This is a genomic window from Streptomyces sp. NPDC004542, from assembly GCF_040610035.1.
Classification (GTDB): Bacteria; Actinomycetota; Actinomycetes; order Streptomycetales; family Streptomycetaceae; genus Streptomyces.
Window position 1 is genome coordinate 24211 of sequence record NZ_JBEXLP010000035.1, and the last position, 23374, is coordinate 47584.

The following is a 23374-nucleotide window of genomic DNA, read 5'->3' on the forward strand; positions in this document are numbered from 1 at the left end:
GCCGCTCACCGGCCCTGCCCCGCTCCCCGGGTCAGCGGAAGGCGTCGAGCCCGGTGAGCGCCTTGCCCAGCACGAGCTGGTGCATCTCGACGGTGCCCTCGTAGGTGAGCACCGACTCGAGGTTGGTCGCGTGCCGCATCACGGGGTATTCGAGGGAGATCCCGTTGGCACCGAGGATCGTCCGTGCCGTCCGGCAGATGTCGATGGCCTCCCGGACGTTGTTGAGTTTGCCGAAGCTGACCTGCTCCGCACGCAGGCGGCCGGCGTCCATGCGCCGCCCCAGGTGGTGGGCGAGCAGAATCCCCTTGTGCAGTTCGACCGCCATGTCGGCGAGTTTGGCCTGGGTGAGCTGGAAGCCCCCGATGGGCCGTCCGAACTGCTCCCGTGACCTCGCGTAGTCGACGGCGGCCTCGAAACAGGACCGCGCCGCGCCCATGGCCCCCCAGACGATGCCGTAGCGGGCGTGGGAGAGACAGCTGAGCGGGCCCTTCAACCCGACCACGTCCGGCAGGACGGCGTCGGCGGGCAGCCGCACGTCGTCGAGGACGAGCTCACTCGTGACGCTGGCCCGCAGGGACCACTTGTGCTTGATCTCGGGGGCCGAGAAGCCGGGGGCGTCGGTGGGCACGACGAATCCGCGGATCCCCTCGTCGGTCCGCGCCCAGACCACGGCCACCGAGGCGACGGAGCCGTTGGTGATCCACATCTTCCGGCCGTTCAGCACCCAGTCCCCGCCGTCGCGCTTGGCGTACGTCCGCATGGAGGCGGGGTCCGAACCGTGGTCGGGCTCGGTGAGCCCGAAGCAGCCGATCACCTCACCGGCGGCCATCCGGGGCAGCCAGGCCTGCTTCTGCTCCTCGCTGCCGAAGCGGTGGACGGCGTACATGGCCAGCGACCCCTGCACGGAGACCAGGGACCTGATCCCCGAATCGGCGGCCTCGAGCTCCAGACACGCCAGCCCGTACTGCACCGCGCTCGCCCCGGCACAGCCGTACCCGGTGAGCGACATCCCGAGCGCCCCGATGCCGCCGAGCTCCCTCGCCAGCTCCCTGATGCCCGGCAGTTCGCCCTTCTCGTACCACTCGGCGACATGCGGCAGCACGCGGTCCGCGGCCCAGGCGCGCACGGTCTCCCGCACGGCCAGGTCCTCGGGTTCCAGGAGATCGTCGATGCCGAGCGGGTCGGCCGGGTCGAACGGGGGCGACTTCGGGGACGCGGACATGGACCCTCCGGTAAAACTAGCACCGCTAGCCGTGACTTCCGCCCCGACGTTACACCGGTAGCCGCCGACCGCGGGACACCCCCGCGGGAGACGTCCGCCTCCGAGCCGGCCCGCGCGGTGGTGCGTGGGTGGGGGACCCCTCACGAAAGCCGAGCGCGGCGGTCGGGTCAGGCCGAGACGCGGGGCCGTTCCGGCTCGCGGGGCGCGGGCAGCTCCACCTCGACGGCCTCGCACTGCATCACCCGAGGCAACCGCGCCGCCATCACCGCTCCGAGCAGCAGAAGCACCGCACTGACCAGCAGCGTGACATGCAGCCCGTGCACGAACGACTCCCGCGCCGCCCTGCGCAGCGCGCCCCCGGCATCTCCGCCGAGCTGCGCCGCGACCTCGTACGCCTCCCCCAGCGAATGCCCCGCCGAGGCCGCCGCGGGCGCCGGCACCCCCGGAACGGACGCCAGCCCGGGCGCGTACGCCGCGTTCATCACACTGCCGAGCAGCGCGATCCCGATCCCGGCCCCGAGCTGGTAGGAGGTCTCCCCGACCGCCGCGGCCCCGCCGGCCTGCTCGGCCGGCGCCTCGCTCAGCATCGACTCGTACGCCCCGAACAGCGTCGTCTCCAGCCCGAAGCCGAGCAGCACGAACCCGGACAGCAGCAGCCCGGTGTTCTCCCGCCCGCCCATCCCGGTCAGCATCAGCACGGCAGCCGCCGTCAGGCAGAACCCGAAGCACACCATCCGCCGCGGCCCGAACCGCCGCAGCATCCGCGCCCCCGCCAGTCCGGCCGCCATCGCCGCGACGGTCAGCGGCAGCAGCCTGAGGCCGGTCTCGAGCGGCGAAAGCCCCAGCACCAGCTGCAGGTACTGCGCCGCGATCAGCTCCAGTCCCACCAGCGCGAGCATCGCCAGCACGATGCACCCGACCGCCGTGCTGAACGCCGGCCGCGCGAACATCCTGAGGTCCACCAGCGGATACGGCCGCCGCCGCTGACGCCGTACGAAGAGGTACAGCAGCACCGCGCCGACCACCAGCGGCGCCACCGTGAACACGTCGGCCACCGGCTCGCCGCCCCCGAGCCGCTTCACCCCGAACACCGCCCCGAACAGCCCGCCCGCCGCCATCAGCGCGCCGGCCACGTCCCAGGGGCCGTTCCGCTCGCCCTTCGACTCGGGCAGCAGCAGCCGCCCGACCGGCAGGCTGACCAGCATCAGGGGGATGTTCACCAGGAACACCGAACCCCACCAGAAGTGCTCGAGCAGGAAACCGCCGAGCAGCGGTCCCACCGCCGCCCCCACCGCGGCCACCGCGCTCCAGATGCCGATCGCCAGCGCCCGCTCCCGCCGGTCGGGGAAGACGTGACGGAGGATGGACAGCGTGGCCGGCATGATCATCGCACCGCCCACGCCGAGCAGCGCCCGGGCGAGGATCAGCACCTGCGCGCTCGAAGCGAAGGCCGCGACCGCGGAGGCGACGCCGAACAGCGCGTACCCGAGCAGCAGGATCCGCCGGCGGCCCACCCGGTCGCCGAGCGTGCCGAACAGGATCAGCAGCGAGGCGCAGACGAGCGGGTAGACGTCGACGATCCACAGCAGTTCGATGGCGCCGGGCCTGAGGTCCTCGGTGACGGCGGGCACCGCCACGTGCAGCACGGTCGCGTCGAGGGCGACCAGGAGCAGGCTGACGCACAGGACGACGAGGACGACCCAGCGGTTGGCACCGGCCCCGGCCGTCCGACGGCGCAGCGCGGACGCGGCCGTGGTCGTCCCGGACATGTACGTACCTCCCAGATGTTTCCTCGGGTTCGGCGGACTCACGGGGTGGGGGTGTCCCGTGACATCGGCCGGAGGAGCGGTGGGATCTCCGGCCCGCGCATACGAACGCGAGTGGTTGGCCAGCGTACGCGAGTTCGCTCCGCATACACGTGGCGGACCTCTCACACTCACCACGGAGCCATGTGGCGTACACCACTTCTCCATCCCTTGACCGCGCCCCGGTGAGAGGTCCGGTTCCGCACCCGGCCGATAATCGGCCCCGTGACCGATCTCGCGACGCGCGTGACACCACCCCGCGCCACGCCCCTGCGCCGGGCGGCCCCGGCCCTCCTCGGGTACGCCGCCGTCCGCGCCCTGGGCCTGCTCGCCCTGGTGGCCTGGAGCGCGGCGCGCGGCAAGAGCGCGTACACACTGCTCACCGCCCGCTGGGACGCGCTCTGGTACGCCCGGGTCGCCGGACTGGGCTACGGCTACGAGGTGCGGCTGCCGAACGGTGACGTCCACTCCGATCTGGCGTTCTTTCCGCTGCTGCCCTGGCTGGAGCGGCTGCTGCACGCGCTGGCCCCGCTGTCGTACGCCGACGCCGGATTCGCCGTCAGCCTGCTCGCCTCGCTCGCCGCGGCCTGGGGGGTCTTCGCGGTGGCCGACCACGGGTACGGGCGGCGCGCCGGGATCTGCGCGGTCCTGCTGTGGGCGGTGCTGCCGGTCGGGATCGTGCAGTCGATGGCGTACAGCGAGTCGTTGTTCACCGCTCTGGCGGCCTGGTCGCTGTACGCCGCGCTGACCGGCCGGTGGCTGACCGCGGGCGCCCTGGCGGCGCTGGCCGGGCTGACCCGGCCGGTGGGCCTCGCGGTGGTCGCCGCGGTGTGGACGGCCGGGGTGGTCTCGTTCGTGCGGGATCGGAGCGCGGCCGCCGCGTACGGCGCGCGGGATGAGGAACGCGCCCCTGACACGACGGGGGGCGCGGTCGCCCTGACGCACTCCCCTCGCCCCACTACCGGCGCATCCGCCCGGTCCCGCGCCCTCGGCATGCTCCTCGCCCCCCTCGGCGCCGCCGCCTATGTCCTGTGGGTCGGTCATCGCACCGGCAAGGGCCCGCTCGGCTATCTGGACGTACAGGCCGGCTGGCGGAACGGCTTCGACGGCGGATACGCCTTCGCGCGCTTCGTCGCCGACAAGTTCACCTCGTTCCCGTCGGTCCTCGCCGGGGCCGGGCTGATCATCGGAGTCGGTCTGGTGATCTGGCTGTACCTGATCGGCGTACAACAGCGCCAACCGCTTCCGCTGCTGGTGTACACGGGTGTCGTCGTCGCGCTCGCCCTGTGCGCCTCGAGCTACTTCGGCTCCAAGCCGCGCCTGTTGCTGCCGGCCTTTCCGCTGCTGCTGCCCCTCGCGACGGCCCTCGCCCGGGCGCGTGCGTCCCGATCCGCGCCGGTCATCGGCCTGTTGGCGGTGGGCGCCGCGGCCTACGGGGCGTTCTGGCTGAACGGTTCCGGTCCCCCGTGATCGTTCCGACGCCCCCGATGAGCATCCGGCGAATTCCACCCCATCACTCGGTGAACGCATTAGTAAGCGCCATATAAGCAACACCCGGCATGATCAAAGGAATTACGGGAGACGGTCGGCGGGGATTGCCGAATCCGCGTAATTGACAGCACTCCTGAGAGGTTTCCCACATCACATCGTCATCACAAAGCCGCTGATTCGACCGGCCGGAGAGCTCACTCGCTGTAACGTCGATTGGGTGCGTACCGAACCAAAGCCCACCCGCCGTCCGGACCGGGTGTTCGCCAGGCTGGACCGTGAGCCGGAACGGCCGGCCCACATCGATGTGCCGCGGATGAGCCGGCACCGGGTCGTGCTGTTCTCGGCGACCCTGGCCTTCTACCTGGCGATCGTGTGGGCCGTGGTGACCACCTCCTGGCTGGTCCGGCTCGACTGGCAGGTCATGTTCTTCCGGCCGTACCAGCAGTGGTCGGGGATCCACTGGTTCGTCGACTACTACGTGGTGCTCGGCCAGCGCGGCCCCACCGCCGTGATGGTCGCGGCCTGGCTGGGCTGGCGCTCCTGGCGGCAGCACACGCTGCGCCCGCTGCTGACCCTCGGCGCCTCACTGCTGCTGCTGAACATCACGGTCGGCGCCGCCAAGTACGGCATGGGCCGCCTCGGACCGCACTACGCCACGGTCATCGGCTCGAACGAGATGGGTCTGGGCGGCGATATATTCCCCAGCGGCCACACCGCCAACGCGGTGGTGACGTGGGGCATCCTGGCGTATCTGGCCTCCACCCCGAGGGCCCGCCGCTGGCTGTCCGCGACCTCGGCCGTGACCTCGCTCGGCGTCGGGATGGCCACCGTCTACCTCGGTACCCACTGGCTGAGCGACGTGCTGCTGGGCTGGGCCGCGGGGCTGCTGATCCTGCTGGCGCTGCCGTGGTGCGAGCCGACGATCGCCCGGGCCGAGGCCGCCCTGTTCGACCTGCGCGACCGCTGGCGCTCCCGCCGCGGCAGCACGGCGCACGTGCCGATCCCGGTCACCCCGGTGGCCCTCAAGCCGCGTACCGCCGCCGCCGAGCAGACGGCCCCGGCACGTGAGCCGGTCTCCTCGGCCCACTCGCCCCGGACGCCGGTCCACCGGACACCGGCCCCGCACACCGCCCGTTCGGAACGCCCCCCGGTCACCCCGGCGGGCAACCGCCGACCCCCGCACCCGGAACGCGTCCCGCGCGGCGCGGCCCCGGCGGCCCGCCCCGTCACGGGCGGCTGACTCCCGGCGAGACAGCGGGGCCGGTACGCACAGCCACCCGCGGAGCGAAGGCCCCGGTTCCTGTCCCTCAGGACCGGGGCCTTCGCCGTACCGCTCACGGGCGGCGGGCCTCCGGGTGCGTCGACCGACCGGGTCTCAGCCCTTCCAGGCGCGCGCCACCCGGCCGTCGCGCACCTCGAAGTTGAGCCGTCCCGTCCGGTACTCCATCGTGATGATCGCGCCCGGCGGCAGCGAACGCACCGTCGACCACCCCCGCTCCCGCGCGAGCCGCTCGGCACGCGCCGCGTCGAGGCCGACGTACCCTTCCGGACTGTCCTGGGGCTCCGCTGACGGAGTGGGAATCGGTGCCATACGAGCAACGCTAGCCGCGCGTCCCTTCCCCGTCACACTTCTGTCACAGGGTCACGACACCGGATGTGGCCGAACTCCGTCACCCGAACGAGGGTTTCCGCGCGGCTTACCGGGGTATTCGAACGAAATTCTCGTGGGCCGGTCCGGTGCGCCGAATAGCCCGGCACAGCCCGGCGGGAAAGCGCCGCTCCATTCAGGTTCCGCACAGGTTCGGGCAAGCTGACACCGCATAAGGAAATTCACCGGTCCGGCGCGGCGCGCCCGTACGGGGGCACCTCTCCCAGAGCCCGTGAGAGCCGGTCGCGGGCCGTTCTGACGGCCTCGGTGAGCGCGGCGGGTTCCAGCACCTCGAAGTCGAAGCCGAGCATCGTCACGTGCACCACCATCACGTCCAGGTTCGCGGCGCCGGCGCGCAGGATGCAGGAGCCCGCCCCCCGGGCTCGAGCGTTCCGGCGGACGGCGAGATCCGCTCGGCGGCCTCCGCCAGGGGTACCAGCGGGCGGACGACGGCGTGCGAGGCGTACGCGTACCTGGACACCCCGCAGGAGACGTAGGCGGCGAGGTCCTCGGCGGGCGGTTCGCGCGGGGCGAGGCGCGGGCCGTGCGGCGGCCTGGGCGTGATGCGGTCGACGCGGAAGGTCCGCCAGTCGGCCCGGTCGAGGTCCCAGGCGACCAGGTACCAGCGGCGCTCGGTGCACACCAGGCGGTGCGGTTCGACGGTGCGGCGGCCCGGGGTGCCGATGGGGCCCCCGCTCGAGCCGGTTCGAGGGTGGGGGAGGTCGCGGTAGTCGAAGCGCAGCCGCTCGGCGTCCCGGCACAGGTGGGCCAGTTCGGTCAGGACGGCCGGGTCGACGGCGGAGGACCGCGGACCGTGCAGCATCGGCACGGTGAACGCGTCGAGGGCGCCCACCCGGCGGCGCAGCCGGCCCGGCAGCACCTGCTCCAGCTTGGCGAGGGCCCGCACGGAGGCCTCGCCGATGCCCTCGATGCCCTGCCCGGCGGCGGTGGGCAGCCCGACCGCGACGGCGACCGCCTCGTCGTCGTCCAGCAGCAGCGGCGGCAGTTCGGCCCCCGCCCCCAGCTGGTAGCCGCCGCCGGTGCCGGGCCTGGCGTTCACGGGGTATCCCCGTTCGCGCAGCCGGTCCACGTCCCGGCGGACCGTGCGCGCGGTGACGCCGAGCCGTTCGGCCAGTTCGGCGCCGGACCAGTCACGGTGGGCCTGGAGCAGCGAGAGCAGGCGCAGCAGGCGTGCCGAGGTCTCCACCATGGATCCGGGTCTGCCGGCGGACGAGGACGGCCACTGTCCTCACGAGCGGCTCGTCAGGAGCTCATGAGGACAGTGGCTCGGATCGGACGTTCGCGGGCCGGCTCTCGCGGGCCGGCTCTCGCGGGCCGGCTGTCGCGGACCGGCTCAGACCTCGAGGCGCTGACCGGGCACGATCAGGTCGGGGTCACCGCCGATGACGGACTTGTTGACGGCGTAGATCCGCTGCCAGGTGGTCCCGTGCCGCTCGGCGATCCTGCTCAGCGTGTCGCCCTCGCGGACGGTGTAGTTCCCGTGCGACGCGTCGCGGGACGAACCGCGGTTGGTGTGGCCCGTCGATCGCTGCGGCGCCTTCGACGGCTTCGGCGCGGCCGACGGGGCCGACCGGGCCGGCGGGGCCGGCTTCGTGGCGGCCGTGCTGCCGCCGGTGGAGGCGGCCGCCGGTGCGGCGCCGGATGCTCCGGCGCGGGCCGAGCAGACCGGCCAGGCGCCCCAGCCCTGGGCGCTCTGGACCTTGGCGGCGACGGCGATCTGCTGCTCCCTGGAGGCCTGGTCGGCGGTCGGCGCGTAGGCAGTGCCACCGTACGCGCGCCAGGTCGAGGCGGAGAACTGGAGTCCGCCGTAGTAGCCGTTGCCGGTGTTGATGTGCCAGTTGCCGCCGCTCTCGCACTGGGCGATGCGGTCCCACACTCCGTTGTCCGCCGCGTCGGCGTCGCCGGTCGCCGTCAGCAGTCCGAGCGGGGCGAGCAGCGCCGCCCCGGCGAGGACCGCCGTCCTACGGCCCTTGCGGGCGTTGTCCTTACGAGCGGTGCTGCGGGTGGTATCGGCACATTCGGACATGTAATTCCCTCTCCACGAACCCGGAATCCCCCCGAGCGGGGCGCGGTTCCGCGCATGGACGCGGTACGCGCGCTCCGCCCTGTCCGCCGTGACCGGTGCCGCGTTGGTGCCTGAGCGGCGCGGCCGGCGAACGTTCCCGAGCGGTGCAAGGTGCACACGGCCGAGGAATGTATGGAGCCCGGCCAGGAGGTATCAACCAACTCCTCGTTGCCGCAGGCCAGTTCGACGTTACCTCCGGTAGCAACGATTTTCGGTCACCCACTTCATTCGCCGATTTCCTGATTTGTCGACCAGCCGCCCCGCCGATCTGTGACCCACTTCACCGGATCAAGTTCCTTGACAGCACGTTGAGTTGACAGGGAGTGGGCGGTTCCGCACCAGGTGTGACCCTGCGCGGTGGATGGTTCGATTCCGTTCCCCGCGGGGCGTGACTCCCGCCACAGATCGCCCGTTGTCTTCTTCATGAGCCCGGAACCGCGGGGCTCATGGGCCGGGAGCCACCCGGTCGACCCAGCACCGCATCCCGAGGGAGCCACCCGTGCCGCGCATGCTCGACGTCAGCGACGCCGTACGCGCCGAGATCGGCGACGAAGAAGCCGACCGGCTGCTCGCCGGAGAGAACGCCCCGGGCAGTTACGACTGCACGTCCTGCCGCACCCCGGGCGACTCCGAGCAGGAGCGCACCAGCACCGTTCTCTTCGTCGGGGACGAGACCGCCGTCCTCGCCTTCGCCCACGCCGGCTGCCTGCCCTCGCAGGTCGTCCAGGTGACCGAGGAGCAGTTGCAGGGCGCCGTCCGCTCCATCAGCGGCGAGGCGCACGCCTCCGGGGGCCTGCCGGAGAAGGCCGTGCCCGAGCAGGCCGTGCTCGGGGTGACCAGCGGACTCGTGCTGATCGCCGGGGAGTTGCACCCGGCGCTCGTCGTGGAGCCGACCGCGCCGATCGTGCGCCCGGGCACCCTCGGAGCCGGCGACGACTTCCTGCCCCTGCTCATCGAGCAGGGGTTCATGCCGGTGACCGAGCTCGCCGCCGTGCCGCCGGTGCTGCACGGGTGGTCGGTGCTGCTGGCGGTCGGTCAGCTGCACGCGGTGCTCCAGCCGGGCACGAACGGCGGGCAGCCGGTGGCCTGGTGGCAGGCGCACCAGCCGCTTCAGGTCACCGACGGCTGGCGGGCCGCCGCCAACAAGCACCAGCAGGTGCTGATGTTCGCCGCACCGGTCGGTTCCATCGGGCGCCAGCCGCGGGAGGACCTGCTGCGGGACGCGCTGGACAAAGCGGCGGCGGGCGGCCAGCTGGTCGCGGCCGCGCTGCCCCTGGCCGGGACCTGAGCGCCCACGCGCTGTGGCGCCTCCGCCCCCAACGGGGCACTTGCCGACCGCATCCCTTGAGGCCCGGGGTCGTTTGGACATACGTGCACGCATACGACGTTCCTCCCCGCCGCCCGTCCTTCTCCCCCATTCCGTCCGCCAGGTCGGGGCAGGAGGCGCCCGGCAGGTCATCGGCCACGCCGATCTACGACACGCTCTACGCGGAATGGGTCAGGGCCTTCCGGACGCTGCCGGGCGACCGGAGCGGGGAGGAGGAGTTCGGGTTCACCGCCTTCGGGAACGCCCCGCGCGGCACCGGCACGGGGTCGTACGGCTCGAACTCGTACAGCGCGTACAGCGCGGGCGCCTACAGCGCCCGGCACGGCACCGGGCAGCACCAGCCGTCCTGGCAGCGGATCGGGACACTCGGACGGCAGCACGACACCGGGATGCACCACGTCCCGGCGGCGCTGCCACCGGGCCCGCGCCGGGGAGCCTGACGTACCGACGGCGAGAGGGCGGCCCCTGACCGGATCAGGGGCCGCCCTCTCGCCGCGTCGGTCACTTCTTCTTCGCGCCGCGCTTCTCGCGCACCCGTACCGAGATGTGGATCGGCGTGCCCTCGAAGCCGAACTCCTCGCGCAGCCGCCGCTCGATGAAGCGCCGGTAGCCCGCCTCGATGAAGCCGGAGGCGAAGAGGACGAACCGCGGCGGCTTGGTGCCGGCCTGGGTGCCGAAGAGGATGCGCGGCTGCTTGCCGCCCCGGACCGGGTGCGGGTGGGCCGAGACCAGCTCGCCGAGGAAGGCGTTGAGGCGGCCGGTCGGCACCCGGGTCTCCCAGCCGGCCAGCGCCGTCTCGATCGCCGGGACCAGCTTCTCCATGTGCCGGCCGGTGCGCGCCGAGACGTTCACCCGCGGTGCCCAGGCGACCTGGCCGAGCTCGGTCTCGATCTCCCGCTCGAGGTAGTAGCGCCGCTCCTCGTCGAGGGTGTCCCACTTGTTGAAGGCGAGGACCACCGCGCGGCCCGCCTCGACCGCCATGGTGACGATGCGCTGGTCCTGGACCGAGATGCTCTCGGCCGCGTCGATCAGGATGACCGCGACCTCGGCCTTCTCGACGGCGGCCGCGGTGCGCAGGGAGGCGTAGTAGTCGGCGCCCTGCTGAAGGTGGACGCGCTTGCGGATGCCGGCCGTGTCGACGAACTTCCAGGTCTTGCCGCCCAGTTCGATCATCTCGTCGACCGGGTCGCGGGTGGTGCCCGCGAGTTCGTTGACGACGACGCGCTCCTCGCCCGCGACCTTGTTGAGCAGCGAGGACTTGCCGACGTTCGGGCGGCCGATCAGCGCGACGCGGCGCGGGCCGCCGACGGCGGTGCCGAAGGTCTGCTCGGGCGCCTCGGGCAGCGCCTCCAGGACCGCGTCCAGCATGTCGCCGGTGCCGCGGCCGTGCAGGGCCGAGACGGGGTGCGGCTCGCCGAGACCGAGGGACCACAGGTAGGCCGCGTCGGCCTCGCCGCTCGGCCCGTCGACCTTGTTGGCGCACAGCACCACGGGCTTGCCGGCCTTGCGCAGCAGCCGTACGACCGCCTCGTCGGTGTCGGTCGCGCCCACCTTGGCGTCCACCACGAAGACGACCGCGTCGGCCGCCTCGATCGCGTACTCGGCCTGGGCGGCGACGGAGGCGTCGATGCCGAGGACGTCCTGCTCCCAGCCGCCGGTGTCGACGACCTTGAAGCGGCGGCCCGCCCACTCGGCCTCGTAGGTGACGCGGTCACGGGTGACGCCCGGCTTGTCCTCGACGACCGCCTCGCGGCGGCCGATGATCCGGTTCACCAGGGTCGACTTGCCGACATTGGGGCGGCCGACGACCGCGAGCACGGGCAGCGGGCCGTGGCCCGCCGCCTCGATGGCACCCTCGACGTCCTCGAGGTCGAAGCCCTCCTCCGCGGCGAGCTCCATGAACTCCGCGTACTCGGCGTCGCCGAGCGCCCCGTGCTCGTACTCGTGCTCGGCCGAGCCGTCGGGCTGGATGTGGTCGTTCATGAAGTCCGTACCTCGTCGTTCATTCGTGGTGATCGGTGGACCGCCCGGTTTGTGCCGGCTGATCCACTACTCAGTGTGGTCTAGCGGCCGGTCAGCCGCCTGGCGTTCTCCAGGTGCGCGGTGAGCTGCTTCTGGATGCGTTCGGTCGCCTCGTCCAACGCCTTGCGGGTACGCCGCCCGCTGCCGTCGCCCGCCTCGAACGGGTCGCCGAAGACGACATCCACGCGGGAGCGCAGCGGAGGCAGCCCCTTTACCAACCGTCCCGGCCGCTCGGAACTTCCCAGCACCGCGACCGGCACGATCGGCGCCCCGCCGCGCACCGCGAAGTAGGCGAGCCCGGCGCGCAGCGAGGCGAAATCGCCCTCGCCCCGGGTGCCCTCCGGGAAGATGCCCAGCACCCCGCCGTTCTCCAGTACGCCGAGCGCCTGGGTGATGGCCGCGCGGTCGGTGCCGCGACGGTCCACCTTCAGCTGCCCGATGCCCCGCAGGAACGGGTCGAGCGGGCCGACGAACGCCTCCTTCTTGATCAGGAAGTGCGTCGGCCGGGGCGCCACGCCCATGACCATGGGGCCGTCGATGTTGTGCGAGTGGTTGACGGCGAAGATCAGCGGGCCGGTCGCGGGGACCTTCCAGGCGCCGAGCACCCGCGGCTTCCACAGCCCGTACATCAGGCCGACGCCGATGCGCCGCCCGACCTCGGCGCCCTTCTCGGAGGGAACGGACGGCTGGGTCACTTCCCGGCCCGCTTCTCCTCGACGAGCGTGACGACGCACTCGATGACCTGCGCGAGGGTGAGCTCGGTGGTGTCCACCTCGACCGCGTCGCCGGCCTTGGCGAGCGGCGAGGTCTTGCGGCCGGAGTCGGCCGCGTCCCGCTTGATCAGTGCCTCGCGGGTGGTGTGGATGTCCGCGCCCTTCAGCTCACCGCTGCGGCGGGCGGCGCGCGCCTCCGGGGAGGCGGTGAGGAAGATCTTCAGGTCGGCGTCCGGCAGCACGGTCGTGCCGATGTCCCGGCCCTCGACGACGATGCCGGTCTCCGCGGCGGCGGCCAGCGAGCGCTGCAGCTCGGTGATCCGGGCCCGCACCTCGGGCACCGCGCTGACCGCGCTGACCTGGGAGGTGACCTCCTGGGTGCGGATCGGGCCGGCCACGTCGACGCCGTCGACCGTGATGGTCGGGGCGGACGGGTCGGTGCCGGAGACGATCTCCGGCTTCCCGGCGACGGCCGCGATCGCGGTCGGGTCCTCCAGGTCGATGCCGTTGTTCACCATCCACCAGGTGATCGCCCGGTACTGGGCACCGGTGTCCAGGTAGCTCAGGCCGAGCTGCGCGGCGACGGCCTTCGACGTGCTCGACTTGCCAGTGCCGGAGGGACCGTCGATCGCGACGATCACGGGCTTGGCGGTCGGGGCGCCGTTTTCCACGGGGGACACCTTCCTGGTGCGATGCGGGATGCGATGAACGGGGTGCGGGGAGCGAGAGCGCCCCGGACTAAGGTTACTGGGTACGGGTGACCCGCCCGGACGCGAGGAGGCGGGGGCGAGGCCGTCCGGGCCGAAGCGACGGTCCGGGGGCGGCCGCCCCCAGCAGACGGTCACGACAGCCCGGGGCGCCTACTGCCGCAGCGCCCAGCCCCGTTCCCGCAGCGCCGCCGTCAGCACCGGCACCGCCTTCGGCTCGACCATCAGCTGGACCAGACCGGCCTGCTGCCCCGTCGCGTGCTCGATGCGGACGTCCTCGATGTTGACCCCGGCCCGGTCGGCGTCAGCGAAGATGCGGGCCAGCTGTCCCGGCTGGTCGTCGATCAGCACGGCCACGGTCTCGTAGACCCGCGGCGCGGACCCGTGCTTGCCGGGCACCCGGACCTGCCCCGCGTTGCCGCGCCGCAGCATGTCCTCGATCCCGGCGGTCCCCTCGTGCCGCTCGGTCTCGTCGGAGGACTGCAGGGCGCGCAGGGCCCGCACCGTCTCCGTCAGGTCGGCGGCGACGTCGGTGAGCAGGTCGGCGACCGGACCGGGGTTCGCGGACAGGATGTCCATCCACATCCGGGGGTCGGAGGCGGCGATCCGGGTCACGTCGCGGATGCCCTGACCGCACAGCCGTACGGCCGCCTCCTCGGCGTGCTGCAGACGGGCCGCGACCATGCTGGAGACCAGGTGGGGCATGTGGGACACCAGCGCCACCGCGCGGTCGTGGGCGTCGGCGTCCATCACCACCGGCACCGCCCGGCAGTGCGAGACCAGCTCCAGGGCGAGGTTGAGCACCTCGGTGTCCGTGTCCCGGGTGGGGGTCAGCACCCAGGGGCGGCCCTCGAACAGGTCGCCGGTCGCGGCCAGCGGGCCGGACTTCTCACGGCCCGCCATGGGGTGCGTGCCGATGTACGACGACAGGTCGAGGCCGAGCGCCTCCAGCTCGCGGCGCGGGCCGCCCTTGACGCTGGCCACGTCGACGTAGCCACGGGCCACCCCCCGGCGTACGGCGTCGGCGAGGACGGCCGCGACATGCGCGGGCGGGGCGGCGACGATGGCGAGGTCGACGGGACCGGCAGGGGCCTCGTCGGTGCCGGCGCCCAGCGCGGCGGCCGTACGGGCCTGCTCCGGGTCGTGGTCGCTCAGGTGGACGACGACGCCCCGCTGGGTCAGGGCGAGCGCGGCGGACGTGCCGATGAGCCCGGTGCCGATGACGAGAGCGGTCCTCACTGGGCGATGTCCCTGCGCAGGGCGGCCGCGGCGCCCAGGTAGACATGGGCGATGTCGGCCCGGGGCCGGTCGGACTCGATGTGCGCGAGGACGCGGACCACACGGGGCATGGCGCCCTCGATGTCCAGTTCCTGGGCGCAGATCAGCGGCACGTCGACGATGCCGAGCTTGCGGGCGGCGGCGGCCGGGAAGTCGCTGTGCAGGTCGGGCGTGGCCGTGAACCAGATGCTGATCAGGTCGTCGGCGGTCAGCCCGTTCCGCTCCAGGACGGCGGTGAGCAGGGCTCCGACCTGCTCGTCCATGTGTCCGGCCTCGTCCCTCTCCAGCTGGACGGCCCCCCGGACCGCTCGTACCGCCACGGCGCTGCTCCTTGCTGACGTGTGTGGGTGCTTGGTCCGTCCAGCGTAGTCAGCCCGCGCCGACGCGGTGTCCGCCGCCCGCACGCTGAGACGCGCGAAACGCGCCATCTGTGGCAGTCTGTCCCGCATTGTTGATTGTTCGACGCCTTCGGTGTCCCTAGGTGCGGAGTGACGACTGTGCGGAGTGACGACATGACCCAGAGCTCGACACGGCGCACGCTTCTCGCGACGGGCGCGGCCGCGCTCGCCGTGGGATGCGTGGGATGCGGCGCCCAGGGCGAGAGCGGCAGTTCCTCGTCCTCCGGGCAGGAACTGGGGGCGACCGGTGACGTCCCGGTCGGTGGCGGCAGGGTCTTCGCGGACCGCAAGGTCGTGGTCACCCAGCCGAAGAAGGGTGAGTTCAAGGCCTTCTCGGCGATCTGCACCCACCAGGGCTGCACGGTGAACCGGGTCGCGGACGGCACGATCGACTGCCCCTGCCACGGCAGCAGGTTCCGCATCGCCGACGGCTCGGTGGCGCACGGCCCGGCGACCAGGCCGCTGCCCGCGAAGGAGATCACGGTGAACGGAAATTCCATCCGCCTGGCGTGAGGGTCCGCGTACGCTCCCGGGCATGCACCCCGAGGACCTGGTACGCGACCACACGATCTACTCCTGCGTGATGGGCTCGCGCGCCTTCGGGCTGGCCACGGAGGGCAGCGACACGGACCACAGGGGTGTCTTCCTCGCTCCCGCTCCCCTGTTCTGGCGCTTCGAGAAGCCGCCGGCGCATGTGGACGGGCCGGGCGAGGAGCGGTTCAGCTGGGAGCTGGAGCGCTTCTGCGAACTGGCGCTGCGCGCCAATCCGAACGTTCTGGAGTGCCTGCACTCGCCCCTGGTGGAGCACGTCGACGCCACCGGTCGCGAACTGCTGTCGCTGCGCGGGGCGTTCCTCTCCCGCCGGGTCCACGACTCGTTCACCCGGTACGCCCTGGGCCAGCGCAGGAAGCTCGATGCCGACGTCCGCACCCATGGCGCCCCGCGCTGGAAGCATGCGATGCATCTGCTGCGGCTGCTGATGTCCGCCGCCGTCCTGCTACGCACGGGCGAGCTGACGATCGACGTCGGCGACCGGCGCGAGACGCTGCTGGCGGTGAAGCGGGGCGAGGTCTCCTGGCCCGAGGTGGAGCTCTGGATGGCCCGTCTGGCCGCGGAGACGGACGAGTGGTCGCACCGGACCCCGCTGCCGGCCGAGCCGGACCGCCGCCGGGTGGAGGACTTCCTGGTCCGTACCCGCCGCGCCTCAGCCCACCAGGCGGATCCGGACGACGAAGTCGTGCAGGGCGTCGTACGCGGTGGGCGCGTCGGGCAGGACTGAGCCGGTCCGGGCCTCGTCGAGCACCGCGTGCAGCCTCTCGACATCGGCGGCCACGCGCGCGTGGTCCACTTCGGCGCTGCCGTGCTCCCGCTGTGCCTTCGCCGCGATCAGGTCGGGCAGGTAGGCGGGCACGTCCGGGCCGGTGTCCAGGTCGAGGAGGGTCGGCAGATGGGCCTGTACCTCGCCGGTGCGCATCAGGTGGATCCCGGTGAGCAGGACCCGGAAGGTGTACAGCAGCGGCTTGAGTTCGCCGGTCTTCTCGAACAGCCGCCACTGCGTCGCCGCGAAACCCCGGTAGTGGTGGGCGTGGTGGCTGGTCAGCACGCCGGGCACCAGCGCGGCCAGCTCCCGGTGCGCGTCGGTGGTGTGCGCGACCAGGGGCGAGAGGAGCTGCTCCAGCACATAGCCGTTGCGGCGCAGCATCAGCCGTACGAACTTGCGCAGATCGTGCGTGACGAGGTCCATCTCCACGCCGTACCGCACCCAGATCCGGGTCCGGGTCTCCTCCGGCTCCCGCAGCCCCACCAGGTCGGCCGCGGGCAGCAGGTGGACACCCCGCAGGTCCAGGTCGGAGTCCTGCGAGGGGAAGCCGTACAGGTGCGCGCCGGAGACCGTGGCGAACAGCAAGGGGTCCGGCTGCTCGGCTATCACGGGCGTCAGGTCCAGGTCGAGATCGTCGATCATGACCCAAGCGTCCCAGAGCCCGGTCCTAGAGGTCGACCTCCTTCATCAGCATGCCGACCTCCGTGTTGGACAGACGGCGCAGCCAGCCCGACTTCTGGTCGCCCAGGGTGATGGGGCCGAATGCGGTGCGCACGAGTTTCTCGACCGGGAAGCCGGCCTCGGCGAGCATGCGGCGGACGATGTGCTTGCGGCCCTCGTGGAGGGTGACCTCGACGAGGTAGTTCTTGCCGGTCTGCTCCACGACGCGGAAGTGGTCCGCGCGGGCGTAGCCGTCCTCGAGCTGGATGCCGTCCTTCAGACGCTTGCCCAGGTCGCGTGGGATCGGGCCGACGATGGCGGCGAGGTAGGTCTTCTTCACGCCGTACTTGGGATGGGTCAGCCGGTGGGCCAGCTCGCCGTGGTTGGTGAGGAGGATGACCCCCTCGGTATCGGTGTCCAGGCGGCCGACGTGGAACAGGCGCGTCTCACGGTTGGTGACGTAGTCGCCGAGGCACTGGCGGCCCTCCGGGTCCTCCATCGTGGAGACCACGCCCGCCGGCTTGTTGAGCGAGAAGAACTGGTACGACTGGGTCGCCACCGTCAGGCCGTCGACCTTGACCTCGTCCTTCTCCGGGTCGACCCGCTTGCCCTGCTCGGTGACGATCTCGCCGTTCACCTCGACGCGGGCCTGGTCGATCAGTTCCTCGCAGGCACGCCGGGAGCCGTAGCCCGCGCGCGCGAGGACCTTCTGCAGCCGCTCGCCCTCCTGCTCGGCGCCCGGGAAGGTCCTGGGCAGCTTGATGTCCTTCTTCCCGGCGTACCGCTCGCGGTTGCGCTCCTCGGCCCGCGTCTCGTACTCGCGGGAGCTCGCCGGGGCGGTACGGCCGCGCCCGCTCTGGGGCTTCTTCGGGCCGCCCTTGGCGCCGCCCCGTGCCGTGCCGCCGCGCCCGGACTTGGGGCCGTCCTGGGAAGCGCCGGGGCCCACGTCGTAGCGGCGCTCCTCGGGGCGGGGCTTGCGGGGACGGCCCTGCCCCTGCCGCTCGTCCCTGTTGTTGCCGGCGCCGCGGTGGTTACCGCGTCCGCCGTTCCTGCCGCTGCCGCTGCCGCTGCTTCGCATCAAAGTTCCGTCGTCGTCGTGTTCGTCGTGGGACCGTCGTCCGCGTCCGGGGCGTCCGGATCGAACGACGGTACGCCTTCCTGGGTCTCGGCCTCGATCGCCTCAGCCTCCGGGAGGAAGGGCGCGAGCTCCGGGAGCTCGTCCAGGCCGCGCAGGCCCATCCGCTCCAGGAAGTAGTTCGTCGTCCTGTACAGGATCGCACCTGTTTCGGGTTCCGTGCCCGCCTCCTCGACCAGACCGCGCTGGAGGAGGGTGCGCATCACGCCGTCGCAGTTCACTCCGCGCACGGCCGAGACGCGGCTGCGGCTGACCGGCTGCCGGTAGGCGACCACGGCCAGGGTCTCCAGTGCCGCCTGGGTGAGGCGGGCCTGCTGGCCGTCCAGGACGAAGCCCTCGACGGCGGCCGCGTACTCGGGGCGGGTGTAGAAGCGCCAGCCGCCGGCGATCAGGCGCAGCTCGAAGCCGCGGCCCTGCACGGTGTACTCGTCGGCCAGTTCGCGCAGCGCGTCCGCGATCTGCCGCCGGGGCCGCTGCAGTATTTTCGCCAGGTGTTCCTCGGTCGCGGGCTCGTCCACGACCATCAGGACCGCCTCGAGGGCGGGCTTGAGCTCGAGGCCGGCGACGGTGTGCGGCCCCGCCGTGGGTTCCGCGGTGTCCTCGCTCACGGTTTCCTGTCCTCCTTCGGCTCCTCGGGAGGCCGGTCGAACTCGTCCGTGACCACCGGGGCGGCGTCCCCGTCCCCGCCGGTCCAGCGCACGACCAGCTCGCCGAGCGCGGTCTCCTGGTCCAGGGCGACGGCCTTCTCCCGGTACAGCTCCAGCAGGGCGAGGAAGCGGGCGACGACGGTGAGCGTGTCGCCGGTGTCCGCGACGAGCGTGCGGAAGCTGGCCTCGCCGAGCTCCTTCAGCCGCCCGACCACGATCTGGGCCTGCTCCTGCACCGAGACGAGCGGTGCGTGGATGTGGTCGACGTACACCTGGGGCTTCGGCTTGGGCTGCATCGCCTTGACCGCGAGCTTGGCGAAGCCTTCCGGGCCGATGCTGATGACGACCTCGGGGAGGAGTTCGGCGTGGTGGGGTTCGAGTCCCACGGTGCGCGGGTAGCGCCGGGCCTCTTCCTCCAGCCGCTGGTGGAAGATGTCGGCGATCTGCTTGTACGCCCGGTACTGCAGCAGCCGTGCGAACAGCAGGTCCCTGGCCTCGAGCAGCGCCAGGTCGGCCTCGTCCTCGACCTCGGCCGTGGGCAGCAGCCGGGCCGCCTTCAGGTCCAGCAGGGTGGCCGCGACGACCAGGAACTCGGTCGTCTGGTCCAGGTCCCAGTCCGGCCCCATCGCCCGGATGTGGGCCATGAACTCGTCGGTGACCTTGGACAGGGCGACCTCGGTGACGTCCAGCTTGTGCTTCGAGATCAGCTGGAGCAGCAGATCGAACGGCCCCTCGAAGTTGGCGAGCCGGACCTTGAAGACACCTTCCCCGCCGGGGTCGGCCGACGCCTCGGCCACGGCCCCGACCTCACCCGCCGCGGGGGCCGCCGACTCGGCCCCCGCACCGGCCGCCGGGTCCATCCGGCCACGGGCCACGGGCTCAGGACGGGACCCCGCCTCACGCACCGAAGCCGCCCCGACCTCACCCGCCGCGCGGGACACCTGCTCCGGCCCGCTGCCGGACTCCGCACGCGCACCGGCCACCGGGTCCACCGGTCCATGGGTCACGGCCTCGGGATCGAGCTCCGCCTCACGCACCGGGGCCTGCTCGGCCTCTTCGGCGGCAGCCTCCGGTTCTGGTTCCGTGGGCGGGGGTGGTGGCACGTCCGGGGCCGGAGCCGTATCCGTTTCCACCCGCGCGGTGCCGGGTCCCCGCCCGAGCGCACGCCTCTGGCCGGCGCGTGCGCCGGGGGTGGGAACGTCGTTCGGGGTCATGGCCGTCGCAGGCTATCGTTTCCCGTTCGCGGAGCCGGCCACGGCCCGCCACGGCCGCCGCACCGGACCCACCGCCTCCCAGGCGGCCCTCCCGCCCGCGCAGGCACCCGCACACCGGCTCGAAGCATCCGCACGCTCCCGAACCGCCCGGCCCCGCCACCAGGCGCCTGCCGCCCCCACAGCCCGCCACACCAGCAGCCCCGCACGCCCGCGGACCCCTGAACCGCTGACTCCCGGGCGAGCATCCCGCGGCCGGCGTCCTGGCGCCTGCGCCTCGGGGGGGACCTGGGCACCGGGGCAACCCCGGGCCGGCCGTCGCGCGCGGCCGCTAGCGGCCGCGGAGCCGCCGTACCAGGATGCTCGCGTCGCCGCGGGCCTCGAGGTCGGCCAGTACCACGGCGACCGCCTCGCGGACGATGCGGCCGCGGTCGACCGCCAGGCCGTGTTCGCCGCGCAGGACCAGGCGGGCGTGCTCCAGGTCCATCAATTCCTCGGCGGAGACGTACACGGTGATCTTCTCGTCGTGCCGCTCGCGCCCGCTGGGCCGGCGCGCGGCGGCCCGGCCCCGCTTGCGCGGCTGCGCGGCGGCGGCAGAACCTTCCTGCGCCGCCGTCCGGGACCGCGCGGAGCGCTCCCGCTCCCGGGACTCACCGGCCTCGGCCGGCTCCGTGTCGACCGCCGCCACGTGCTCCGCACCGTCACCGTCACCGCTCTGCACGGGGACGGCCTGCGGCGCGTCCTCCGCCGAGGCGGCCGCCGGGTCGCTCTCTCCGGCGGGAGCCGGCACCCGGGCCTCGCCGCCCGTCTGGCGCCGGGGGGTGGACGCCTGGAGCGCCGTCCCCCCCGTCGTACGGAACAGTTCGTCGGCCCCGGGCAGACTCACTCGGCGTGACACCGGGCGAGCACCTCCCTGGCGAGCTGGCGGTAGGCGGCGGCACCGACGGAGTTGGAGGCGTACGTGGTGATCGGCTCGCCGGCGACCGTGGTCTCCGGGAAGCGGACCGTGCGGCCGATGACCGTGTGGTAGACGTGGTCGTCGAAGGCCTCGACCACGCGTGCCAGCACCTCGCGGCTGTGCACGGTACGCGAGTCGTACATCGTGGCGAGGATGCCGTCGAGCTCCAGCTCCGGGTTGAGCCGCTCCTGGACCTTCTCGATGGTCTCCGTGAGCAACGCGACACCGCGCAGCGCGAAGAACTCGCATTCCAGCGGGACGATCACCTTGTGGGCGGCCGTCAGCGCGTTCACCGTGAGCAGGCCGAGCGAGGGCTGGCAGTCGATCACGATGTAGTCGTAGTCGGGCAGCAGCGGCTTCAGCGCCCGCTGGAGCGTCGACTCACGGGCGACCTCGGAGACCAGCTGGACCTCGGCGGCGGACAGGTCGATGTTGCTGGGCAGCAGGTCCATGTTGGGGACCGCCGTCTTCAGGAGCACCTCGTCCGCCGACATGCCCCGCTCCATGAGCAGGTTGTAGACGGTGAGGTCGAGCTCCATCGGGTTGACGCCGAGACCCACCGACAGCGCGCCCTGCGGGTCGAAGTCCACGAGGAGCACGCGCCGGCCGTACTCCGCGAGCGCGGCACCCAGGTTGATGGTCGACGTCGTCTTGCCGACGCCGCCCTTCTGGTTGCACATCGCGATGATCTTCGCGGGGCCGTGGTCGGTCAGCGGGCCCGGGATCGGGAAGTACGGCAGCGGGCGTCCGGTCGGACCGATGCGCTCACGGCGCTGGCGGGCCGCGTCGGGCGCGAGCGTGGCCGCGTACTCGGGATCGGGCTCGTACTCGGCGTCGGGGTCGTAGAAGTGCCCTTCGGGCAGTTCGTCGTAGTCGGCGAAGTGGTTGTGGGGCGCGCCACTTCCGTCGCCGGCCATGGCGTTCACGTGATGGCCATCCATGCTCTGGTGTGCTGACAGAGCCATGTGGGGGCTGCCCTGGCTCTGTTGGGCTGCGAAGGTTCGGACAGCGACGGAGCCGACAGCCTCGAGCCCCGTGGAGCCCTGGCCCCGCGCAGGCATTCCTGGTTGACCACCCCCGGGAGAAAATGTCGACTCATTCACAAGTCGTCTTACCTCCTTGGTGACCAGGAAACTTCTAGACAGGTCAGCGTGGCACCATGCCGACGGTTGGCGACTCTATGGCGTGTCGGCGGTCCGCAGCAACACAATCCGCCGGACCCGGCAGGATGTGTCGGCAATGAAACATCCCGCTGTCAAGGGCGTACGGCCGTCGCACGGCAGGTTTCACCGGTGTGCGAATCGGTCGAAGGGTTACGTTCGAGGCGAGTTGACCGCAAGTGGCAAAGTGACCATACACACATCCGGCCGGACCTTGTCGGGCAAGGTCCGGCCGGGTGCGCCGCGTTGACGACCGGTGTTGACGAATCGCCTTATGGTTCTTGGCGACTTGGTGACCGACGCGAGGCCGACGCGAGGCCGGCGTGAAGCCGGCGTGAGGCCGGCGCCAGGCCGGCGGCCGGTCGCCGCTCAGCCGAGCAGGGTCTCGAGTTCCACGTGCTCCAGACCGTGCGCCTCGGCGACTTCCTTGTAAACGACGTTGCCGTCATGCGTGTTGAGGCCCCTGGCGAGCGCGGCGTCGCGGCGCAGCGCCTCGACCCAGCCCTTGTCGGCCAGTTCCACGATGTACGGCAGCGTGGCGTTGGTCAGCGCGTAGGTGGAGGTGTTGGGCACCGCGCCCGGCATGTTGGCGACGCAGTAGAAGACCGAATTGTGGACCCGGAAGGTCGGCTCGGCGTGCGTGGTCGGGTGGGAGTCCTCGAAGCAGCCGCCCTGGTCGATCGCGATGTCGACAAGGACACTTCCGGCCTTCATCCGGGAGACCAGCTCGTTGGTGACCAGCTTCGGGGCCTTGGCGCCCGGGATGAGCACCGCGCCGATCACGAGGTCGGCGTCGAGGCAGGCCTTCTCCAGCTCGAAGGCGTTGGAGACGACGGTCTGGATCTTCGTGCCGAAGATCTTGTCGGCTTCCTTGAGCTTGTTGATGTCCTTGTCGAGCAGGGTCACGTGGAAGCCGAGGCCGATGGCGATCTGCGCGGCGTTCCAGCCGGAGACGCCGCCGCCGATGATGACAGCCTTGCCGGCCGGCACCCCCGGGACACCGCCGGGGAGCACACCGCGGCCGCCGTTCGCGGCCATCAGGTGGTAGGCGCCGACCTGCGGGGCGAGGCGGCCCGCGACCTCGGACATCGGGGCGAGCAGCGGCAGGGCGCGGTTCGCGAGCTCGACCGTCTCGTAGGCGATCGCCGTGGTGCCGGACTCCAGGAGGGCGTCCGTGCACTCCTTCGAGGCGGCCAGGTGCAGGTAGGTGAAGAGGATCTGGTCCTTGCGGAGGCGGTGGTACTCCTGCGCGATGGGCTCCTTGACCTTCAGCAGCAGGTCGGCGGAGGCCCAGACCTCGTCGGCCGTCTCCAGGATCTGCGCGCCGGCCGCCACGTACTCCTCGTCCGGGATCGAGGAGCCGACGCCGGCGTTCCGCTCGACGACGACCTGGTGGCCGTGGCGCACCAGCTCGTGCACGCCGGCGGGGGTGATGGCCACCCGGAACTCGTTGTTCTTGACCTCGCGGGGGATGCCGACCTTCACGTGGATCACGGTCCTTGGCTCAGAGGGTGTGGGGGCATTGTCAGACATACCCGGGCATGCAGGGGCACACCGGGAGACACCGCCGGAGAACGTGCGGCAG

22 protein-coding genes and 1 pseudogene are annotated in these 23374 nt (G+C 72.1%); 6 read left to right on the forward strand and 17 right to left on the reverse strand.

The window, feature by feature from the left end:
- Positions 1 to 31 precede the first annotated feature (31 nt).
- Both ABZX30_RS20385 and ABZX30_RS20390 read right to left on the reverse strand, forming a co-directional pair.
- Positions 32 to 1222 carry an acyl-CoA dehydrogenase family protein gene (locus ABZX30_RS20385; RefSeq protein WP_355935246.1) on the reverse strand — a complete coding sequence of 397 codons (1191 nt, stop codon included), beginning with the start codon at positions 1220 to 1222 and terminating at the stop codon, positions 32 to 34.
- A gap of 167 nt (positions 1223 to 1389) precedes the next feature.
- Positions 1390 to 2991, reverse strand: a complete 1602-nt coding sequence (locus ABZX30_RS20390; protein WP_355935248.1) for an MFS transporter — start codon at positions 2989 to 2991, stop codon at positions 1390 to 1392.
- A 261-nt stretch (positions 2992 to 3252) separates the two neighbouring features.
- Between ABZX30_RS20390 and ABZX30_RS20395 the strand changes: the two genes are divergently transcribed.
- Positions 3253 to 4497, forward strand: a complete 1245-nt coding sequence (locus tag ABZX30_RS20395) for a hypothetical protein (protein WP_355935250.1) — start codon at positions 3253 to 3255, stop codon at positions 4495 to 4497.
- A gap of 238 nt (positions 4498 to 4735) precedes the next feature.
- Positions 4736 to 5758 carry a phosphatase PAP2 family protein gene (locus tag ABZX30_RS20400; protein WP_355935252.1) on the forward strand — a complete coding sequence of 341 codons (1023 nt, stop codon included), beginning with the start codon at positions 4736 to 4738 and terminating at the stop codon, positions 5756 to 5758.
- A 135-nt stretch (positions 5759 to 5893) separates the two neighbouring features.
- Here ABZX30_RS20400 and ABZX30_RS20405 read toward each other — a convergent pair whose 3' ends face one another.
- From ABZX30_RS20405 to ABZX30_RS20415, 3 genes and pseudogenes are all read right to left on the reverse strand, one after another.
- Positions 5894 to 6109, reverse strand: a complete 216-nt coding sequence (locus ABZX30_RS20405; RefSeq protein WP_355935254.1) for an I78 family peptidase inhibitor — start codon at positions 6107 to 6109, stop codon at positions 5894 to 5896.
- 281 nt (positions 6110 to 6390) lie between these two features.
- Positions 6391 to 7376 (reverse strand): annotated as a pseudogene (locus tag ABZX30_RS20410) (YafY family protein); the annotation flags it as partial.
- Positions 7377 to 7520: 144 nt separating this feature from the next.
- Positions 7521 to 8213, reverse strand: a complete 693-nt coding sequence (locus tag ABZX30_RS20415; RefSeq protein WP_355935256.1) for a transglycosylase family protein — start codon at positions 8211 to 8213, stop codon at positions 7521 to 7523.
- 538 nt (positions 8214 to 8751) lie between these two features.
- Between ABZX30_RS20415 and ABZX30_RS20420 the strand changes: the two genes are divergently transcribed.
- Both ABZX30_RS20420 and ABZX30_RS20425 read left to right on the forward strand, forming a co-directional pair.
- Positions 8752 to 9540 carry a hypothetical protein gene (locus ABZX30_RS20420; RefSeq protein WP_355935258.1) on the forward strand — a complete coding sequence of 263 codons (789 nt, stop codon included), beginning with the start codon at positions 8752 to 8754 and terminating at the stop codon, positions 9538 to 9540.
- Positions 9541 to 9623: 83 nt separating this feature from the next.
- Positions 9624 to 10019 carry a hypothetical protein gene (locus tag ABZX30_RS20425; protein ID WP_355935259.1) on the forward strand — a complete coding sequence of 132 codons (396 nt, stop codon included), beginning with the start codon at positions 9624 to 9626 and terminating at the stop codon, positions 10017 to 10019.
- 61 nt (positions 10020 to 10080) lie between these two features.
- Here the strand turns inward: ABZX30_RS20425 and der are convergent, their stop codons facing one another.
- From der to aroH, 5 genes are all read right to left on the reverse strand, one after another.
- A complete protein-coding gene (der, locus tag ABZX30_RS20430; RefSeq protein WP_355935261.1) occupies positions 10081 to 11562 on the reverse strand; it encodes a ribosome biogenesis GTPase Der in 1482 nt (493 codons plus the stop codon).
- Between the two features lie 80 nt (positions 11563 to 11642).
- Positions 11643 to 12296 carry a lysophospholipid acyltransferase family protein gene (locus ABZX30_RS20435; protein WP_355935263.1) on the reverse strand — a complete coding sequence of 218 codons (654 nt, stop codon included), beginning with the start codon at positions 12294 to 12296 and terminating at the stop codon, positions 11643 to 11645.
- On the reverse strand, positions 12293 to 12985 hold the full coding sequence (cmk, locus tag ABZX30_RS20440; RefSeq protein WP_355935265.1) for a (d)CMP kinase: 693 nt from the start codon (positions 12983 to 12985) through the stop codon (positions 12293 to 12295). Before cmk ends, ABZX30_RS20435 begins: the two co-directional genes overlap by 4 nt.
- A 189-nt stretch (positions 12986 to 13174) precedes the next feature.
- Entirely contained in the window at positions 13175 to 14260 is a 1086-nt protein-coding gene (locus tag ABZX30_RS20445) for a prephenate dehydrogenase (protein WP_355935267.1), read from the reverse strand.
- A complete protein-coding gene (gene aroH, locus ABZX30_RS20450; protein WP_355935269.1) occupies positions 14257 to 14619 on the reverse strand; it encodes a chorismate mutase in 363 nt (120 codons plus the stop codon). Before aroH ends, ABZX30_RS20445 begins: the two co-directional genes overlap by 4 nt.
- Positions 14620 to 14811: 192 nt before the next feature.
- On the opposite strand from aroH, the gene ABZX30_RS20455 reads away from it, so the two are divergent.
- Together ABZX30_RS20455 and ABZX30_RS20460 are read left to right on the forward strand one after the other, a co-directional pair.
- Complete coding sequence (locus tag ABZX30_RS20455) at positions 14812 to 15210, forward strand: Rieske (2Fe-2S) protein (RefSeq protein ID WP_355935271.1); 399 nt, start codon at positions 14812 to 14814, stop codon at positions 15208 to 15210.
- 22 nt (positions 15211 to 15232) lie between these two features.
- Positions 15233 to 15976, forward strand: a complete 744-nt coding sequence (locus ABZX30_RS20460; protein ID WP_355935273.1) for a nucleotidyltransferase domain-containing protein — start codon at positions 15233 to 15235, stop codon at positions 15974 to 15976.
- Here the strand turns inward: ABZX30_RS20460 and ABZX30_RS20465 are convergent.
- From ABZX30_RS20465 to ald, 7 genes are all read right to left on the reverse strand, one after another.
- On the reverse strand, positions 15902 to 16660 hold the full coding sequence (locus tag ABZX30_RS20465; protein ID WP_355935275.1) for a nucleotidyltransferase domain-containing protein: 759 nt from the start codon (positions 16658 to 16660) through the stop codon (positions 15902 to 15904). The genes ABZX30_RS20460 and ABZX30_RS20465 overlap by 75 nt on opposite strands.
- Positions 16661 to 16685: 25 nt before the next feature.
- Positions 16686 to 17756, reverse strand: a complete 1071-nt coding sequence (locus tag ABZX30_RS20470; protein WP_355935277.1) for a pseudouridine synthase — start codon at positions 17754 to 17756, stop codon at positions 16686 to 16688.
- Complete coding sequence (gene scpB / locus ABZX30_RS20475) at positions 17756 to 18421, reverse strand: SMC-Scp complex subunit ScpB (protein ID WP_355935279.1); 666 nt, start codon at positions 18419 to 18421, stop codon at positions 17756 to 17758. Before scpB ends, ABZX30_RS20470 begins: the two co-directional genes overlap by 1 nt.
- Positions 18418 to 19674, reverse strand: coding sequence for a segregation/condensation protein A (locus ABZX30_RS20480; RefSeq protein WP_355935281.1), 1257 nt, complete (start codon positions 19672 to 19674; stop codon positions 18418 to 18420). Before ABZX30_RS20480 ends, scpB begins: the two co-directional genes overlap by 4 nt.
- 328 nt (positions 19675 to 20002) lie before the next feature.
- The gene (locus tag ABZX30_RS20485) at positions 20003 to 20569 is read right to left on the reverse strand and encodes a hypothetical protein (RefSeq protein ID WP_355935282.1); all 567 of its coding nucleotides are present in this window, start codon (positions 20567 to 20569) and stop codon (positions 20003 to 20005) included.
- Complete coding sequence (locus ABZX30_RS20490; RefSeq protein WP_355935284.1) at positions 20554 to 21690, reverse strand: ParA family protein; 1137 nt, start codon at positions 21688 to 21690, stop codon at positions 20554 to 20556. Before ABZX30_RS20490 ends, ABZX30_RS20485 begins: the two co-directional genes overlap by 16 nt.
- 468 nt (positions 21691 to 22158) lie before the next feature.
- A complete protein-coding gene (gene ald, locus ABZX30_RS20495; RefSeq protein ID WP_355935286.1) occupies positions 22159 to 23283 on the reverse strand; it encodes an alanine dehydrogenase in 1125 nt (374 codons plus the stop codon).
- Between the last annotated feature and the right edge of the window lie 91 nt (positions 23284 to 23374).

Excerpts from the sequence above, each read along its gene's own strand:
- ABZX30_RS20460 (WP_355935273.1), top strand. The coding sequence starts at position 15,233 with ATGCACCCCGAGGACCTGGTACGCGACCACACGATCTACTCCTGCGTG.
- ABZX30_RS20455 (WP_355935271.1), top strand. The coding sequence starts at position 14,812 with ATGACCCAGAGCTCGACACGGCGCACGCTTCTCGCGACGGGCGCGGCC.
- ABZX30_RS20465 (WP_355935275.1), bottom strand. The coding sequence starts at position 16,660 with ATGATCGACGATCTCGACCTGGACCTGACGCCCGTGATAGCCGAGCAG.
- ABZX30_RS20480 (WP_355935281.1), bottom strand. The coding sequence starts at position 19,674 with ATGACCCCGAACGACGTTCCCACCCCCGGCGCACGCGCCGGCCAGAGG.
- ABZX30_RS20390 (WP_355935248.1), bottom strand. The coding sequence starts at position 2,991 with ATGTCCGGGACGACCACGGCCGCGTCCGCGCTGCGCCGTCGGACGGCC.
- ABZX30_RS20415 (WP_355935256.1), bottom strand. The coding sequence starts at position 8,213 with ATGTCCGAATGTGCCGATACCACCCGCAGCACCGCTCGTAAGGACAAC.
- ABZX30_RS20490 (WP_355935284.1), bottom strand. The coding sequence starts at position 21,690 with ATGCCTGCGCGGGGCCAGGGCTCCACGGGGCTCGAGGCTGTCGGCTCC.
- ABZX30_RS20470 (WP_355935277.1), bottom strand. The coding sequence starts at position 17,756 with ATGCGAAGCAGCGGCAGCGGCAGCGGCAGGAACGGCGGACGCGGTAAC.
- der (WP_355935261.1), bottom strand. The coding sequence starts at position 11,562 with ATGAACGACCACATCCAGCCCGACGGCTCGGCCGAGCACGAGTACGAG.
- ABZX30_RS20405 (WP_355935254.1), bottom strand. The coding sequence starts at position 6,109 with ATGGCACCGATTCCCACTCCGTCAGCGGAGCCCCAGGACAGTCCGGAA.
- ABZX30_RS20385 (WP_355935246.1), bottom strand. The coding sequence starts at position 1,222 with ATGTCCGCGTCCCCGAAGTCGCCCCCGTTCGACCCGGCCGACCCGCTC.